Here is a 16,709-nt window from a genome sequence, read left to right on the forward strand (position 1 = left end):
GTAGCGGCGCTCGTATGTCAATACGTGAAGACCTCTTCATGTATTCGGGTATGGTGGTGCCGTCCTCCTTCCCTCCCCGCCCCGAAAGAGGTCCCCTCCATGGCCGTCCCGGAGCTCGCCGCCGCGCAGGCCCCGCCGCCCGTCCGCACGCCCCCGCCGCCGCGGCGCACCCGCGCCACCGCCCTCCCCGAGGTGCGCTGGGCGGCCCTGGCCGCCCTCGCCTTCCTCCTCGCCTTCCCCCTCGACCTCGCCGGCGCGCCCGCCTGGGCCTGGGGCCCGCTCTACGCCGTCTGTTACGCGGCCGGCGGCTGGGAACCGGGACGGGAAGGCCTGCGCGCCCTGCGCGAGCGGACCCTCGACGTCGACCTGCTCATGGTGGTCGCCGCCCTCGGCGCCGCCGCCATCGGCCAGTACCTCGACGGCGGCCTGCTCATCGTCATCTTCGCCGTCTCCGGAGCCCTGGAGGCGCTCGCCACCCGCCGCACCGCCGACTCCGTCCGCGGCCTGCTCGACCTCGCCCCCGCCACCGCCGTACGCCTCACCCCCCGCGGGGAGGAGACCGTGGAGGCCGCCGCCCTCGCGGTCGGCGACACCGTTCTCGTACGCCCCGGCGAGCGCCTCCCCGCCGACGGCACCGTCCTGCAGGGCGCCGGCGACGTCGACCAGGCGACCATCACCGGCGAACCGCTGCCCGCCGCCAAGGCCCCCGGCGACGAGGTCTTCGCCGGCACCCTGAACGGCGCGGGGGCGCTCCGCGTCCGCGTCGACAAGGACGCCTCCGCCTCCGTGATCGCCCGGATCGTCGCCCTCGTCGAGGAGGCGAGCGCCACCAAGGCCCCCACCCAGCTGTTCGTCGAGCGCGTCGAACAGCGCTACTCGGTCGGCGTCGTCGTCGCCACCCTCGCCGTCTTCGGCCTGCCCGTCCTCCTCGGCGGCGACGTCACCGAGGCCCTGCTCCGCGCCATGACCTTCATGATCGTGGCCTCGCCGTGCGCGGTCGTCCTCGCCACGATGCCGCCGCTGCTCTCCGCCATCGCCACCGCCGGACGCCACGGCGTCCTCGTCAAGTCGGCCGTCGTGATGGAGCGGCTCGGCGCCGCCGACCGCGTCGCCCTCGACAAGACCGGCACCCTGACCGAGGGGACGCCCCGGGTGACCGCCGTCCACGGCGACGAGAAGGCCCTCGCCCTCGCCGCCGCGGCCGAACTGCCCAGCGAGCACCCGGTCGCCCGCGCCGTCGTCGCCGAGGCCCGCGCCCGCGGACTGCGCCTGCCCGAGGCGACCGACTTCTCCTCCGAACCGGGCACGGGCGTACGGGCCGTGGTCGAGGGCCGGGAGGTACGGGTCCGCAGGGCGCCCGGCACCCACGCCGACACGGCCGTCGAGGTCCTCGTGGACGGCGCGCCCGCCGCCGTCCTGGAACTCTCCGACCGCCTGCGCGACGGCGCCCCCGAGGCGGTCCGTGCCCTCGCCCGGCTCACCGGCACGGCCCCCGCCCTGCTGACCGGAGACAACGCGGGCGCCGCCGGCCGGATCGCCGCCGAGACCGGCATCGCCGACGTCCGTGCCGGGCTCCTCCCGCACGAGAAGGCGGAAGCGGTACGGGAGTGGGAGCGGGCGGGCGCGAAGGTGCTGGTCGTCGGGGACGGCGTCAACGACGCGCCCGCCCTCGCCGCGGCCCACACGGGCATCGCGATGGGACGGGCCGGTTCCGACCTTGCCCTGGAGACCGCCGACGCGGTCGTCGTCCGCGACGAACTCGCGGCGATCCCCGCCGTGGTGGCCCTCTCCCGCCGCGCCCGCAGGCTGGTCGTGCAGAACCTGGTGATCGCCGGAGTCTGCATCGGCGTCCTGGTCGTCTGGGACCTCGCCGGCCACCTCCCGCTGCCCCTCGGCGTCGCGGGCCACGAGGGCTCGACGGTCCTCGTCGGCCTCAACGGCCTGCGGCTGCTGCGGGACGCGGCATGGCGGAAGGCAGTGAACGGCGAGTGAGGGGAGAGGTGTGAGGCCGGGCCGTCGCGCCCCCTCCTCCATGCGCGCGCCGGACCCGGGAGCCGGGTCCGGCGCCGGCCCGTTCAGCCCTCCGGCCGCAGCGGGCCGCGCTCGTGGGCCGCGACCGGGCGCTGCGGGACGCGGTGGACCACGCCGTCGACGGTGACGGCGACCAGCGGGGGGACCGCCTTCCACCGGGAACGAGCGGGACGCCGTGCGCTCGGGCACGGCCCCGGGGAGGCTCCGGGCGGTGCTCCCGGCGGCCGGGCCCGCCGGTCACTCCTCCGGCCCGAGCTCCGCCAGGGCCCCCGTCAGCCACTCCACCCAGAACCGTTCCAGCTCGACCCCGCCCCGCAGCACCAGGTGACGCAGCCGGTCAGGCTCCGACCGCCGCCGCTCCGGCGGGAAGTCACGCTCCTCGATCGCCAGGTACTGGGCCAACTGCCCCTGGTGCAGGGAGAGATGGCGCTCCAGCTCGGCTCGCAGCCCCGCGGAGCCCACGACGGCCGCCGCCCGCATGCGCAGCAGCAGCGCCGAGCGCAAGGGCTTGGGGTCCTCCGTCCTGGCCACCCACGCGCTCAGCTCGGCGCGGCCCGCGGGCAGCACCTCGTACTCCTTGCGCTGCCCGCGCACCGGAACCGGTGCCGGCAGGGCCCGGATCTGCCCCGCCTGCTCCAGCTTCCCGAGCTCCCGGTAGATCTGCTGGTGAGTGGCCGACCAGAAGTAACCGATCGACTTGTCGAAGCGGCGCGTCAGTTCGAGACCGGAGGACGGCTTCTCGAGCAGGGCGGTGAGGATCGCGTGCGGGAGGGACATGCTCGCATCCTAGGTTCGGCCGCCCCGCGCTCCGCGGACGGTTCACGGGGCGGCCGCCGGGGCCGGGGACGGATCAGAGGGTGGCGGCGAGCCGCGTCCCCTGGTCGATCGCGCGCTTGGCGTCCAGCTCGGCGGCCACGTCGGCGCCACCGATGAGGTGCGCCGTGCGGCCCGCGGCCACCAGCTCCTCGTACAGGTCCCGCCTCGGCTCCTGACCGGCGCAGAGCACCACCGTGTCGACCGGCAGCACCTGCGGCTCGCCGTCGATCGTCAGGTGCAGGCCCTCGTCGTCGATCCGCTCGTACGACGCGCCCGCCACCATCGCCACGCCCCGGTGCTTCAGCTCGGTGCGGTGGATCCAGCCGGTCGTCTTGCCGAGGCCCGCCCCGACCTTGCTGGTCTTGCGCTGGAGCAGGTGGACCTGGCGCGGCGGCGCGTTCCGCTCGGGAGCGCGCAGGCCGCCCCGGTTCTCGTACGAGGTGTCGACGCCCCACTGGCGGAAGTACGTCTCGGGGTCCTGGCTCGCGCCCTCCCCGCCGTCGGTGAGGAACTCGGCGACGTCGAAACCGATGCCGCCCGCGCCGATGATCGCGACCCGCTCGCCGACCGGCGCGCCGTCCCGCAGCACGTCCAGGTAGCTGAGGACGCTCGGGTGGTCCTCGCCCGCGATGCCCGGGGAGCGCGGGGTGACGCCGGTGGCGACGACGACCTCGTCGAAGTCCGCCAGGTCCCCGGCGGCGACCGGGGTGTTCAGGCGGACGTCGACACCGCGCTCGTCGAGCTGGACCCGGAAGTAGCGCAGGGTCTCGTCGAACTCCTCCTTGCCCGGCACCCGCTTGGCGACGTTCAGCTGGCCGCCGATCTCGGCGGCGGCGTCGAAGAGGGTGACCGAGTGGCCGCGCTCGGCGGCGGAGACCGCGCAGGCGAGCCCGGCCGGGCCCGCGCCGACGACCGCGATCCGCTTCGCGCGCCGGGTGGGGGAGAGGACCAGCTCGGTCTCGTGGCAGGCGCGCGGGTTGACCAGGCAGGAGGTGATCTTGAGGCTGAAGGTGTGGTCCAGGCAGGCCTGGTTGCAGCCGATGCAGGTGTTGATGGTGTCGGCGCGGCCGGCGGCGGCCTTGGCGACGAAGCCGGGGTCCGCGAGGAACGGGCGGGCGAGCGAGACCAGGTCGGCCCGGCCCTCGGCCAGGATCTCCTCGGCGACCTCGGGGGTGTTGATGCGGTTGCTGGTGACGAGCGGCACGGAGACCGTCCCCATCAGCTTCTTCGTCACCCACGTGTAGGCGCCGCGCGGCACCGAGGTGGCGATGGTGGGGATGCGGGCCTCGTGCCAGCCGATGCCCGTGTTGATGAGGGTGGCGCCGGCCGCCTCGATCTCCTTGGCGAGCTGGACGACCTCCTCCAGGGTGGACCCGCCGGGCACCAGGTCCAGCATGGAGAGGCGGTAGATCAGGATGAAGTCCGTGCCGACCCGCTCCCGGATCCGCCGGACGATCTCCAGCGGGAACCGGACGCGGTTCTCGTACGAACCGCCCCAGCGGTCGGTGCGCCGGTTCGTGGCGGCGGCGATGAACTCGTTGATCAGGTAGCCCTCGGAGCCCATGACCTCGACGCCGTCGTAGCCGGCCTCCCGGGCGAGCTCGGCGCAGCGGACGTAGTCCTCGATGGTCTGCTCGACCTCGGCGTCGGTCAGCTCGTTCGGTACGAAGGGGCTGATCGGGGCCTTGAGCGCGCTCGGGGCGACCAGGGCGGGGTGGTAGGCGTAGCGGCCGAAGTGGAGGATCTGCATCGCGATGCGGCCCCCCGCCTCGTGCACGGCCCCGGTGATCAGCCGGTGCTCGGCGACCTCCTCGGCGGTGGTGAGCTTGGCCCCGCCGTCCCAGGGCCGCCCGGCCTCGTTGGGCGCGATGCCGCCGGTGACGATCAGACCGGCGCCGCCGCGGGCGCGCTCGGCGTAGAAGGCGGCCATCCGCTCGAAGCCGTGCTCGGCCTCCTCCAGGCCGACGTGCATCGACCCCATGATCACCCGGTTGGGCAGCGTGGTGAACCCCAGGTCGAGCGGGCTCAGCAGGTGGGGGTACGGGCTCATGGGGGCTCCTCCTCGCACGGTCGTCGTGCTCTGTTGTAGGCGAGGCGGAGGTGGTTCTGCAACTAGTTGCAGAAGAATCGGGGCGTGATGTCCACTACTCCCGGACCCGGCGCGCGTGGGGACGGCGAAGGCCCCGGGCGCGCGGGGCGTCCGGGGCTTCGGAGCACGGGCCCGGTCAGGAAGGGCCGGGCGCTCCCGGCTCTCCCCGCGCCCCCAGGGCTTCCGGTACGAGCGTGGCCGCCCAGGCGTCCAGCTCCTCCGGCGTACGCGGCTCCCGCGCGCCCTCCGGGAGCAGTCCGTGCGCCCGCAGCAGCCGCCCGACCGACGTGCCCCACGGCCGCCGCAGCCGGGCCGCGTCCAGGAGGTCGTGGTCCCCGAGCAGCCGGTCCACCGGCCCGGTCCGCAGCCCGCCGGGGGAGAGGACCGCCGCCTCGTCGGCCCAGCGCAGCGCCAGGTCCACGTCGTGCGTGGCCATGACCACCGTCGTGCCGTCCTCCCGCAGCCCCTCCAGGGCGTCGAGCAGCCGTTCCTGGCCGTGCGGGTCGAGCCCGGCCGTCGGCTCGTCCATGATCAGGACACGGGGTCGCATCGCCACCGCCCCCGCGATCGCCGCCCGCTTCCGCTGCCCGTACGACAGCAGGTGCGTCGGCCGGTCCGCGAGCGCCGTGATGTCAAGCGCCGCGAGCGCCCGCGCCACCCGGAGCCGTACCTCCTCCTCCGGCAGCCCCAGGTTCATCGGCCCGAAGGACACGTCCTGCGCCACCGAGGCGGCGAACAGCTGGTCGTCCGGGTCCTGCACCACGAGCTGCACCGTGGTCCGCAGCCGGGTCAGCCCCTTCCGGTCGTACGCCACCTCCGTACCGTCCAGGAGCAGCGCGCCGCTCCCGCAGCGCAGACCGCCGCTCAGCAGCCGCAGCAGCGTCGTCTTGCCGCTGCCGTTGCGGCCGAGCAGCGCGATCGCGCGCCCCTCCGGGACCGCGAAGTCCACGTCCGACAGGACGGCGGGACCGTCCTCGTAGGCGAACCCCGCCCCCACCAGCTGCACCACGGGAGGAGACGCCGTCATGGCAGGAACCTTTCCAGTACGAGGGTGAGGGCGACGAGCCCGGACAGGAGCGCGCCCGTCGCCGCGAGGAACGGCCGGGAGACCGCCGCGGCCGGGACCAGGACCCGCAGGGTCCCGTCGTAGCCGCGCCCGGCCAGTCCCGACTGGAGCCGGTGCGCCCGGTCGAAGGCGCGGACGAAGGCGGTCGCGCCGAGCCCGGCCAGCGAACGCCAGGCCGCCGCCCGGGTGGTGTGCCCGAGCCGGGCGGCCTGCGCCTGCCGGATCTTCGCCAGCGCGTCCAGGAGCAGGAAGACGATCCGGTACATCACGAGCGCCACGTCCACGACCGGCGCCGGCACCCCGGCCCGCACCAGCCGGGGCAGGACGTCGTAGACGGGTGTCGTGAACGCGAACAGCAGCACCCCGAGGGACGCCGACGCACTGCGCAGGAGCAGTTCGGCCGCGTGGACCGGGCCGTCCGGTGCGAGCGACACGAGCCCGTGGCCCCCGCCCACCTGGAAGAGGAGCGGTACGGCGCCCGTGACGCAGAAGCCGAGCGGCACCCGGAAGGCCCGCCACAGTGCCCGGCCCGGCACACCCGCCGGACCGAGGAGGACGGTGAGGGTGGCCGCGGCCACGAGCACGGCGCCCGGCCACGGCGGCAGCGACACCGCGCACAGGGTGAGCCCGAAGCCGAGCAGCGCCTTCTCGGCGGGATGACGGCGGCGCCAGCGACTGCCGTGCGCCGCCGCGTCGATCGGCAGCATCGGCGGTTACGCGTCCCCGGGCGGCGGGAGCACCGGCCCGGCACCCGCGTCGGGCGCGGCCCCGGCCTGCCCCGCGGCCCGCGCGCCGCCCTCGGCGCGCACCCTCGCCTCCGCGTGGGCCTCACCCTGCCTGCGCCCGCGCCGCACGCCGAAGTAGTACGCGAGGACGCCGGCGCCCAGCGCCGCCTGGAGGGCGAACAGCGCCGACTCCACCTCGCCGGACGGCGGCTCGTACAGCGGGGCGAACCAGGGCTCGTAGTCCGGCCGCAGCTCCGTGATCGCGCTCTCCGCCTCCGCGTCCGCCCCGGCGAAGGGCTCCTCCTTGTGGTCGCCGAGCCCGAGGGCGAGCGGCAGGACCGCCAGGGCCACCACGACGAGCAGCAGCAGCGCGTTGATCTTCGCGTTCCGGCTCATCGGGCGCTCGCCCCCTCGGACGGCGCGGCGTCACCGGCTGCCCCGGCCGGCCGGGCGAGAACGCCGAGCCGGATCAGGTCGCCCTTGCTGGACTGCGCGAGGAGCCGCATCACGAGCACCGTGAGCAGGCCCTCGCTGACCGCCAGCGGGATCTGCGTCACCGCGAAGATGCCGCCGAACTTGGCCAGCGCGCCCGCCACGCCGCTCCCGGGGTCGGGGAAGGCGAGGGCCAGCTGCACGCTGGTCACGCAGTACGTCGAGAGGTCCGCCACGAACGCGCCGGCGAACACGCTCACCATCAGCGGTGCCCCGGCCCTCCGCAGCAGGACGTACGTCCCGTACCCCGCCCACGGGCCGGCGACGGCCATGGAGAAGGCGTTCGCGCCGAGGGTGGTCAGGCCGCCGTGCGCCAGGAGCAGCGCCTGGAAGAGGAGCGTGAGGGTGCCGAGCACCGCCATGATCGGCGGGCGGAACAGGATGGCGCCGAGTCCCGTACCGGTCGGGTGCGAACAACTGCCCGTCACCGAGGGCAGCTTCAGCGCGGACAGGACGAAGGTGAAGGCGCCGGAGGCGCCCAGCAGCAGGGTGGACTCGGGGTTGGACCGCACCTCGCGGGTCAGCGCGCGGACTCCGTGGACGATGAACGGTGCGGCCGCGACGCTCCAGGCGGCGGCGTGCACAGGGGGCAGATACCCCTCGGCTATATGCATGGTTGGGAGACCCTCTCCAGCACCTCGTGGATGGACAACGCGCCCTGGCCGGTCTCCTGGCTGACGGTCATGCCGCCCGACTCCGCCTTCCCACACCCCGGCGGTCTCCCGCGGCGGTGCAGTGGCTTCCCCTGGGGGATGGAGCCGGACCTCCCGATCACAGTGGCGAGGGCCGCACCGGTACTGCACCGGTTTCCCGTACACCAAGGCGGTGCGACACTAGTGGGTTGACCAGGTGCATCACAACACGGTGGCCACCCGGCGCGTTCTCCCGCTCACTGCGCGCTGTCGTCGTACGCCCCCGCGCACCCCGGTACCGGCCACCCCCTCCGGTCACTCCTTCCGGTACGTGTACGCCTCCGAGGCCGCCGCGGCGACCTCGTCCAGGTCGCCGCCCGCGCTCGCGGTCACCACGGCCGCGACGGCGCCCTCCACGAAGGGGGCGTCCACCAGCCGGGATCCCTCGGGCAGTTCACCGCCCTCCGCGAGCAGCGCCTTGACGGTGAGCACGGCGCTGCCCAGGTCGACGAGGAGCGCCACCCCGGCGCCGCCGTCGACCGCCCGCGCCGCCTCGGCGATCAACTCCGCGCTCGTGCCCAGGGCCCCGTCCGGGGTGCCGCCGGCCGGCCGGACCGGGGCCGTGTCGCCGCCACCGGCGAGGCCCCGGGCCAGTTCGGCCACGGCCGCCGCCACCCCGGCGCTGTGCGAGACCAGGACGATCCCGACCTGCCCGGCGCTCATGCCGTCCCCTCCCCGTCCGCCGTCGTACCGTTCGTCCCTTCCGCCCCGGCCGTGGCGGCGAGCGCCGCGAACAGCAGCGCCGACGAGGCCGCGCCCGGGTCCTCGTGCCCCACCGAGCGCTCGCCCAGATAGCTGGCCCGGCCCTTGCGCGCCCGCAGCGGTACGGTCCCGAGGGCGCCCTCACCGGCCCGGTCCCGTCCTTCCGTGAAGGACACCTTCAGCCCCTCCGCCCCCGGCACCAGCGCGTCCAGCATCGTCTTGTCCCCCGGTCGCGCGCCGCCCAGCCGGGAGACGGCCTCCACCCCCTCGCCCAGCGCCCCGGCGAACCGCTCCCGGGTCACCCGCGGATCGTCGCCGAGCGCCTTGCCCGCGCGCCGCAGCAGCGTGCCGTACAGGGGTCCCGACGCGCCGCCGACCGTGGAGATCAGCTGCTTCCCGGCCGCGACGAGCACCGCTCCCGGCGCCGTCGGCGGCTCCTCGTCCAAGGCCTTCCGCACGGCCGTGAAGCCGCGCCGCAGATTGGCCCCGTGGTCGGCGTCCCCGATGGCCGCGTCCAGCTCGGTCAGCCGGTCGGCCTCCCGCTCGACCGCCTCGGCCACCGCCTCCAGCCAGCGCACGAAGAACTCCGTGCCGTACGTTCCCGCCGTCTCCGTCATCCCGGTCCTCTCCCGTGTGTCCCTGACGATGTGCCCGCGACTCCGGCCCGGCTCACAGCCCCCAGCGGAGCGCGGCCGTCCGCACCGGCGCGTCCCACAGGCGCAGCAGCTCCTCGTCCGCCTCGCACAGCGTCACCGAACAGCCGGCCATGTCCAGCGAGGTCACATAGTTCCCCACCAGGGCCCGCGCGACGGGCACCCCGCGCTCCCCGAGCACCCGCGCCACCTCCGCGTGGAAGCCGTACAGCTCCAGCAAGGGCGTCCCACCCATGCCGTTGACCAGCGCCAGGACCGGGCCCGAGGGCCGCAGGTCGTCCAGGACGGCTTCGACGGCGACGTCGGCGATCTCCCGGGCCGTCATCATGGCCCGCCGCTCCCGGCCCGGCTCGCCGTGGATGCCCACGCCCAGCTCCAGTTCGCCGGGCGGCAGGTCGAAGGTCGGCGATCCCTTCGCCGGGGGGGTGCAGGCGCCGAGGGCCACCCCGAAGGAGCGGGACCGTTCGTTCACCCGCCGGGCGACAGCCTCGACCCGCTCCAGCGGCGCGCCCTCCTCGGCGGCGGCCCCGGCGATCTTCTCCACGAACAGCGTCGCCCCGGTGCCGCGCCGCCCCGCCGTGTAGAGGCTGTCCGTGACCGCCACGTCGTCGTCGACGAGGACCCGGGCGATCCGCACCCCCTCGTCCTCGGCGAGTTCGGCCGCCATCTCGAAGTTCAGCACGTCACCGGTGTAGTTCTTGACGACGAACAGCACCCCGGCACCACTGTCGACGGCCGCCGCGGCCCGCACCATCTGATCGGGGACGGGCGAGGTGAACACCTCGCCCGGACACGCGGCGTCCAGCATCCCGGGCCCCACGAACCCGGCGTGCAGCGGCTCGTGGCCCGACCCGCCGCCGGACACCAGCGCCACCTTTCCGGCCACCGGCGCGTCCCGCCGCACCACCACCCGCCGCTCCACGTCCACGGTGAGCTCGGGATGAGCGGCGGCCATGCCCCGCAGGGCGTCGGCGACGACGGTCTCGGGCACGTTGATGAGCATCTTCACAGCGGTCTCCTCGGGCCTCGCGAGCCGGTGGCCCGCTCCCCTCCCGGTGGGGGCGGGCCGTCCGGCGGGCTGGTCTGACGGCGTGCGGCTGACGGTGGTGCGTGCTGCTCGAAGGCCGGTCCCGGCGGTGACCGCCGGGGTGCCCCTGCCGAGTATCGGCCCTGCCGCCGCCGCGGTCACGTACGCGACGGGCTCCGCCTGTGGGCGCTCGGCACCTCGTACCGGTACAGGTCCGTCCCCCGCGCCGGCCTGCTCTGGTGGCCGCTCCGGATCGGCCTCGCCCGCGCGACCGTGAACCGTCCGCGCCTGTGGACCCCGGTGCTGTGCCTGTCGGCGCCCCTCTCCGTCGTCCTCGCGGTCACCTTCTTCTCCGGCCGCTGGGCGGGCTGACCCCGTCGGACCCGGTGCGGTACGGGGCGGCCGCCTGCGGTATGAAGGTCCGATGACGACGTGGCACGAAGGCCGACGGGTGAAGCTCGCGGCGGACCTCAGGCTGGCCGGGACGCTCGTGCCGGCCGGCGGGCATGCGGAGGAGGAGACGGAGGCCCCCGCCGGGACGTTGTTCCTCGCGGCGGGGGCGGAGGGCACCGTCGTACGGGCCGAGGAGCACCGGGCGGAACCCGGCCCCGAGGTGCGCGAGTACGAGCGGCTCAAGGCGCTCCTGGACGACTTCGGACACCAGATGCCCCCGGCGAGCAGGGAGCGGCTCGTGGCGGAGGTCGCGTCCCTGGAGCCCGCGTGGACCGCGTACCGGACGGCGGCGCGCCGGGTGAGGGTCCGGGTCCGCCTCGACAACGGTTTCGTCCTCGGCGACGCCCGCGCGGACCTCTTCACCCCCGCCTGACCGGCCGGGGACCCCGTGCGCCGGGGCTCCGCCGGGAGGATCCTGGAAGGTACGGAAAGGGGCCGCGCGCCCGTGGGCCGCGGCCCGGCGTGAGGAGGCAGACCATGACACGGCACCTCGAGTGGACGGTCGGCCTGGACCTGGTCGAGGAAGGCGGCAGGACCAGGGCGGAGGCCCGGCTGGACACCGGCACCTCGACCCTCACCGGTCACGGTTCCGCCCGGTGCAACCCGGCGGACGCGGACGTGCCGGTGATCGGGGACGACCTCGCCGCGAGCCGGGCGATGAAGGACCTCGCCGGAAAGCTCATGCGGGAGGCCAACCGGGAGATGGAGGCGGTGGGAGCCGGGACGCTCCCGCGGCGCACGGGCCCGGGATACGGCTGGCCGGAGGCCGTCACCTGAACCCCGTCACCTGAACCCCGTCGCCTGAACCCCGTCCCCTGAATCCGGTCAGCTGCGTCCGGCCGGCTGGAGCGCGTCACCGAGCGGCCACCGGGCCGGCCGCGCCGGGACACCGGGGCCTGCGCACGGACGCACCGGGCGCACGGCCGCACCCGGCGCAGGATCGCGCCCCGCGACCGGCGCCCCGTCACGCGCCGTCCGCGGCCCCCTCGTACACCAGACGGTCCACGACCTCCACCACGCCGTCCACCGACTCGCACAGCCGGACCAGGATCGGTCCCAGGGCGGGGCGCGCCAGGGTGCCGCTCAGGGTCACCCGGCCCTCGTCCACGTCGATGTGCACGGCGGCGGGGGAGAGGCGCAGGATGCGGACGACGACGTCCTCCCGGATCTCCTCCTGGATCGAGCGGTCCCGTCGCAGGAACAGCTGGAGGAGATCGCTCCGGCTGAGGACGCCGATGAGCCGGCCGTCCGCGTCCACCACCGGCAGGCGCTTCACCCGGTGCCGTTCCATCAGCCGGGCCGCCTCGACGGCCGTCCAGGAGGGCCGGGCGGTGACGACGGGGCTGGTCATCATGGCCTCCGCCGTGCTGGGGCCGTCCTTCGCGGTGTGCCGGCGCAGCAGGTCGGCCTCGGAGACCACGCCGACGGGCCGGTTCTCCTCGTCCACGACCGGCACCGCGGTGATCCCGTACTCGTCGAGGAGCCGCGCGATCTCCTTGAACGGGGTCCCGCGCTGCACCGCCACGGCGGTCGGCGTCATCAGGTCCGCGACACTGCGGTGCCTCATCGTCCGTTCCGTCCCTTCTGGGTTCCGGACCCCATGATCCCGCACGGCGGCCGGTCCGGGGGTATGGGGGCGGTAAGGCGCGGCCGGACGAGGACTTGTGGGCTTGTCATGGACATGCTTACTCTCCGGTACGTCGCCGTCGCGAGAGGGAAGAAGGACCCCCCATGCCCGCTCCCCGCACCTCCGCCCACCGCGCCCGCCGCCCCCGCAGCGCCTCGCGCGTCCGCCGGGCCGGCGGCCTCCTCGCCGCCGCCCTCGCCCTCCTCGCCGCCTCCGGCGGCACCACGGCCGCCACCTCCGCGCCGCCCCCGGCCGCCCTGCGCGAGGTGATGTTCGTCGGCAACAACTGGGACGGCACCGCCGATGTCATCGCCGCGCGCGGCGACTTCCACCGGATCGGCCGCGTGAACGTGATCCCCGACAAGGAGGAGCGGCTCCGCGAGATCTACCTCAACCCCGTCAAGCTCGCCTTCTTCCTCGGCGTCCGCAACGGGCCCGGCGAGGGCCACGACCAGTTCGTGGACGACATGTACGCCACCCCCGACGGCGGCTCCATGGTCGTCTCCCGCCCCAGCTTCGCCGACGTCGTCTCCCTCGACCTGCGCACCGGCCGCGTCAACTGGCGCTTCCCCGTCGCCGGCCACCGCTCCGACCACATGGCCGTCTCGCCCGACGGCACCCGCGTCGCCGTCTCCGCCTCCACCGCCAACACCGTCCACGTCCTCGACATCGGGACCGGACGCCAGGTCGGTTCCTTCGCCACCGGGGACAAGCCGCACGAGAACGTCTTCACCTCCGACGGACTGCTGTGGAACATGTCCATCGGCGAGGTCACCACCGCTCTCGACGCCCCCTGGCTCGACTGGACCAAGGGCGACCGGCGCATCACCGTCGTGGACGCGCGCACCTTCGAGACGGTCCGGGTCGTCGACATGCGCGCCCGCCTCGACGCCTTCGGCCGCTCGGACCTCTCCGACGCCGTCCGGCCCGTGGCCTTCACCCCGGACGAGCAGAAGCTCTACTTCCAGGTCTCCTTCCTGGGCGGCTTCCTGGAGTACGACCTGGCCACCGACCGGATCACCCGTCTGAAGAACCTCCCCGGCGGCCCGGCGACCGACCCCGACCGCACCACCTGGGTCAACGACTCGCGCCACCACGGCCTCTCCATCAGCCCCGACGGCAGCAAGCTGTGCGTCGCCGGGACCATGGACGACTACGCCACCGTGGTCGACCGCGCCACCCTCCAGGAGGGCCCGCTCGTCCCCGCCGCCAAGCCCTACTGGGCCACCGTCAGCGGCGACGGCCGGTCCTGCGTGATCTCCGAGAGCGGCTCCGACCGCGTCTCCGCCATCGACTTCGCCACCGGCCGGCGCGTGGCCTCCGTCGAGGTCGGCGACCACCCACAGCGGGTGCGCCTCGCGCGCGTGCCGGCCGACTGGACCGGCCCCACGGCCGGCTGAACCGGCCGCCCGGCCCCGCGCGGCCGGGGCCGGCCGGACTCCCCGGGGTCCGGCCGGCCCCTTCTGCGCCGTCACGACCGGCGCACGGTCACCTCGTGCAGCGAGTAACCCCAGTCGGTGGCCCGCCGCACGCCCTGGACCCGGACGTACCGGGCCGGCTGCGAGGCGAACTCCGCCGTGTCGTACCCGCCGTCGCCCGCCTCCGTCGACCACGCCGTCCGCCAGGTCTCACCGTCCTCCGACAGTTCGATCCGGTACGCGCGCGCGTGCGCCCGCTCCCAGTCGAGCGTGACCCGGCCGACCCGGTGCACCGCGCCGAGGTCCACCCGCAGCCACTGGTCGTCCGACCACTCGCTGGCCCAGCGGGTGCCGGTGTCACCGTCGACGGCAAGACCCGGCGCGAAGCTGACGAACGGGTTCCACCACTGCGTGGTGCTCGCCGTCACCGGCCGGCCGGCGGCCAGGTCGATCCCCGGCTCGTGGTCCTCCGTCGCCTTCCACGTCCTCAGGTACGACTCCGCGCCCAGCGCGAGCTCGTCCACGACCGCCCGGCCGCCGTCGGTGAGCCGGATCTGCTCGATCCAGTCCGGTACGAGACCGTTGTGCGCCGCCCCGTCCGTGTTGAGGTCCCAGGTCCGCTCACCGGTCACCTGCCGGTCCAGGACGGAGCCGCCGTCGACGCTGCGGAAGGGGTACGTCACGGCGTTCGGGGCGCCCGCGCCGACCGGGCCCGGCCAGCCGCCGACCCCGTTCATGTCCGTGCCGTAGCCGAACCCGACCCCGTACTTCCGGCGCAGCTCCGCCTTCTGCGCGGCCTCGCCCACGAATCCCTCGGCGCCGTGCATGTACGAGGCGGCGAAACCGCCGAGGCGGTACAGCCGCTCCGTCCAGTCCATGTCCATCCAGCTGTGGCTGGACAGGACACCCGGGTACTCCTCCGCCTCCAGGATGTCCAGCGCCCGCCCGGCGGCCTTGACGCTCATGTGGTCGAGCTCCAGCATCATGCCGCGGTCGATCATGCCCCTCAGGGCGTACTCGCCGAGCCGCGTCAGACCGCGGGTGTTGCACCGGGCGTCGGCGGCGTACGAGGGGACGCTCACACCGGCCGGCAGCTTCGCCGCCATCGCCGGGGGCGCGGTCAGGCCGATCGGGTTGTCCTGCTGCGGGCCGGAGCACTTCTCCGTGGTCCAGAAGGTGCCGGTGGACAGGAACTGCCCGATGTTGACCGCCACTCCGGTCGTTCCGCTGTCGAAACGGACCCCGCAGAGCGCGTTGTCGAACTTGTGGCACAGGAACATGCTGCGCACCCCGAGAGCGTGCAGCTCGTCCAGCCCGCGGTCGATGTCCGCCCGGTCGCACTGCGCCACGTCGAGGACCTGCTTGCAGCCGAACGGCTCCGAGGTCTCCACCCCCAGGACGACCGCCAGTTTGCCCTGCTCGACCACGGAGCGGGCCTGCGCGGCGCCGGTGACGATCCGGAACCAGCCCTTGCCGGGGCCGCCGTACATCCGGTCGACGTAGTCCTGCATCTCGTACGTCCTGCGGGCCTGCAGCCGGATCGACTCCATCTCGTCGCAGCCGCGGTCCCGGGGCAGCAGCGAGCAGATCAGGCCGTTGGTCACCAGGTCGTTGACGAGCACCCGCTGCCCGCCGCGCCAGGCGCGCTCGACCCACGCGTAGTAGTTCTGCTGGTGGCTCAGGGAGTCGTGGGCGGGCCAGTCCTCGAACGTCGGCCAGCCGACCGGGTCGTGGTGGCCGTCACCGCCCGTCAGATTCTCGAAGACGGCGCCCGAGCCGTCCGGATAGTGCTCAGGACAGTCCTTCAGGGCGTCGGTGACGCCCGCGTCGGAGAACGGCTTGCCGCAGATCATGCGGCCGCCGAACCCCTCGTTGGACATGAGGTGGTTGTGCGCGTCGACGAAGCCGCGCACCCTGCCCTGCGCGTCGATGCCCCGGAACGGCGCGCCCGTCACGTTCACGCCGGAGTCCGGCGAGGGGCGGGAGACGGGCTCCCACCAGGCGGTGCCCGCGTCGGCGGCGGGGATGGGGGCGGAGCCGAACAGGACGGCGGCGAGGGCCAGAAGGAGGGGGACGAGAACGTATCCGCGTGCTCTGTGTGTCGTGGGTCGCGTCATGAGCTGCGATGCCTCCGGTCGGTGGGGGTGTACCGGGCGCCCCGAGGATCGCGGTGCGGGTGGAGCGAGTCAAGGGTCCGGGACGGACGACCTGTTGAAGTCCGCGCGAAGGCGGTGGACGCCCGGGTGCGTCCACCGCGCGCGAGCCGTCCGGCCCGGCTCGCTCCCCCGGGGAGGGAGCCCCGCCTCAGCCCTCGATCAGCCGGACGAGCTGATCGGCCGTCACGTCCAGCAGCTCCTCGGCCGCCCGTTCGTCGCCCAGGACCAGGAACTGCAGCGTCAGCCCGTCGATCGACGCCGCCAGACAGCGTGCGATCACCTCCACCGGCACCCGAGGCTCCACCCCGACGACCGCCGTCACCTGCTCGACCAGTGACGCCGCCGAGGCCACGTACCGCTCGTACTGGGCCCGTGCCAGGTCCTCGAACCCGGGCTCGCGCAGCGCGTACTGGGTGAGGTCGTAGGTCAGCATGTGCTCGCCCGGACGGGCCGTCACGTCGTCCCAGTACGTCCGCAGTGCGCCCCGCACGGTCTCGCGCAGCGTGGCCCTCGGCTCGACCGCCGCCATCACCCGGGTCACGTACGACCCCGTGATCGTCTCGATCGCCGCCTCCAGGAGCGCCTGCTTGGAGTCGAAGCAGTAGTGGAAGACGCTGAGCGAGACCCCCGCCTCGGCGCAGATCGACCGCGTGGTCGTCCGGGTGACCCCGTCCCGGGTCATCGCCCTGATCGCCGCCTCGACCAGCTGCCTGCGTCGTTCGGCCGACGGCATCCGCGCCATGGTTCGTTCCTCCTCGGTCC

General features: G+C 74.5%; 16 protein-coding genes and 1 riboswitch. Of the genes, 4 read left to right on the top strand and 12 right to left on the bottom strand.

Features of this window, described 5'->3' with window-relative positions; translation table 11 throughout:
* Nucleotides 1–99 precede the first annotated feature (99 nt).
* On the top strand, nt 100–1,992 hold the full coding sequence (locus ABTY40_RS28110) for a heavy metal translocating P-type ATPase (RefSeq protein ID WP_352062069.1): 1,893 nt from the start codon (nt 100–102) through the stop codon (nt 1,990–1,992).
* Nucleotides 1,993–2,268: 276 nt separating this feature from the next.
* Here ABTY40_RS28110 and ABTY40_RS28120 read toward each other — a convergent pair whose 3' ends face one another.
* The 9 genes from ABTY40_RS28120 to dhaK all read right to left on the bottom strand — a co-directional run bounded on the left by ABTY40_RS28120 (nt 2,269) and on the right by dhaK (nt 10,275).
* A complete protein-coding gene (locus ABTY40_RS28120; protein ID WP_352062070.1) occupies nt 2,269–2,808 on the bottom strand; it encodes a PadR family transcriptional regulator in 540 nt (179 codons plus the stop codon).
* Nucleotides 2,809–2,881: 73 nt separating this feature from the next.
* Complete coding sequence (locus ABTY40_RS28125) at nt 2,882–4,897, bottom strand: FAD-dependent oxidoreductase (protein WP_352062071.1); 2,016 nt, start codon at nt 4,895–4,897, stop codon at nt 2,882–2,884.
* 175 nt (nt 4,898–5,072) lie between these two features.
* Nucleotides 5,073–5,963 (bottom strand): energy-coupling factor ABC transporter ATP-binding protein, encoded by an 891-nt coding sequence (locus tag ABTY40_RS28130; protein ID WP_352062072.1) that lies wholly within the window; start codon nt 5,961–5,963, stop codon nt 5,073–5,075.
* The gene (gene cbiQ / locus ABTY40_RS28135; RefSeq protein ID WP_352062073.1) at nt 5,960–6,709 is read right to left on the bottom strand and encodes a cobalt ECF transporter T component CbiQ; all 750 of its coding nucleotides are present in this window, start codon (nt 6,707–6,709) and stop codon (nt 5,960–5,962) included. The genes ABTY40_RS28130 and cbiQ overlap by 4 nt, the downstream gene beginning before the upstream one ends.
* 6 nt (nt 6,710–6,715) lie before the next feature.
* Entirely contained in the window at nt 6,716–7,123 is a 408-nt protein-coding gene (locus tag ABTY40_RS28140; RefSeq protein WP_352062074.1) for an energy-coupling factor ABC transporter substrate-binding protein, read from the bottom strand.
* Nucleotides 7,120–7,833, bottom strand: coding sequence for an energy-coupling factor ABC transporter permease (locus tag ABTY40_RS28145; protein ID WP_352062075.1), 714 nt, complete (start codon nt 7,831–7,833; stop codon nt 7,120–7,122). Before ABTY40_RS28145 ends, ABTY40_RS28140 begins: the two co-directional genes overlap by 4 nt.
* Nucleotides 7,834–7,862: 29 nt before the next feature.
* Nucleotides 7,863–8,056: riboswitch (cobalamin riboswitch) on the bottom strand.
* 110 nt (nt 8,057–8,166) lie between these two features.
* Nucleotides 8,167–8,574: a PTS-dependent dihydroxyacetone kinase phosphotransferase subunit DhaM gene (locus ABTY40_RS28150; protein WP_352062076.1), complete on the bottom strand. Its 408-nt coding sequence runs from the start codon at nt 8,572–8,574 to the stop codon at nt 8,167–8,169.
* Nucleotides 8,571–9,230: a dihydroxyacetone kinase subunit DhaL gene (gene dhaL / locus ABTY40_RS28155; RefSeq protein ID WP_352062077.1), complete on the bottom strand. Its 660-nt coding sequence runs from the start codon at nt 9,228–9,230 to the stop codon at nt 8,571–8,573. The genes ABTY40_RS28150 and dhaL overlap by 4 nt, the downstream gene beginning before the upstream one ends.
* 52 nt (nt 9,231–9,282) lie before the next feature.
* Complete coding sequence (dhaK, locus tag ABTY40_RS28160) at nt 9,283–10,275, bottom strand: dihydroxyacetone kinase subunit DhaK (protein ID WP_352062078.1); 993 nt, start codon at nt 10,273–10,275, stop codon at nt 9,283–9,285.
* 442 nt (nt 10,276–10,717) lie between these two features.
* On the opposite strand from dhaK, the gene ABTY40_RS28165 reads away from it, so the two are divergent.
* Entirely contained in the window at nt 10,718–11,119 is a 402-nt protein-coding gene (locus ABTY40_RS28165) for a hypothetical protein (protein WP_352062079.1), read from the top strand.
* A gap of 104 nt (nt 11,120–11,223) precedes the next feature.
* Nucleotides 11,224–11,523, top strand: coding sequence for a DUF1876 domain-containing protein (locus ABTY40_RS28170; protein ID WP_345287817.1), 300 nt, complete (start codon nt 11,224–11,226; stop codon nt 11,521–11,523).
* Between the two features lie 187 nt (nt 11,524–11,710).
* On the opposite strand, the gene ABTY40_RS28175 is transcribed toward ABTY40_RS28170, so the two are convergent.
* A complete protein-coding gene (locus tag ABTY40_RS28175) occupies nt 11,711–12,313 on the bottom strand; it encodes a CBS domain-containing protein (RefSeq protein WP_352062080.1) in 603 nt (200 codons plus the stop codon).
* Nucleotides 12,314–12,477: 164 nt separating this feature from the next.
* On the opposite strand from ABTY40_RS28175, the gene ABTY40_RS28180 reads away from it, so the two are divergent.
* A complete protein-coding gene (locus ABTY40_RS28180) occupies nt 12,478–13,773 on the top strand; it encodes a YncE family protein (protein WP_352062081.1) in 1,296 nt (431 codons plus the stop codon).
* Between the two features lie 71 nt (nt 13,774–13,844).
* Here the strand turns inward: ABTY40_RS28180 and ABTY40_RS28185 are convergent, their stop codons facing one another.
* Together ABTY40_RS28185 and ABTY40_RS28190 are read right to left on the bottom strand one after the other, a co-directional pair.
* Nucleotides 13,845–15,908, bottom strand: a complete 2,064-nt coding sequence (locus ABTY40_RS28185) for a galactose-binding domain-containing protein (RefSeq protein WP_352062082.1) — start codon at nt 15,906–15,908, stop codon at nt 13,845–13,847.
* Nucleotides 15,909–16,095: 187 nt separating this feature from the next.
* Entirely contained in the window at nt 16,096–16,689 is a 594-nt protein-coding gene (locus ABTY40_RS28190) for a TetR/AcrR family transcriptional regulator (protein WP_352062083.1), read from the bottom strand.
* Between the last annotated feature and the right edge of the window lie 20 nt (nt 16,690–16,709).

The organism is Streptomyces sp. NPDC126503, from assembly GCF_040302405.1.
Taxonomy (GTDB): domain Bacteria; phylum Actinomycetota; class Actinomycetes; order Streptomycetales; family Streptomycetaceae; genus Streptomyces; species Streptomyces gulbargensis.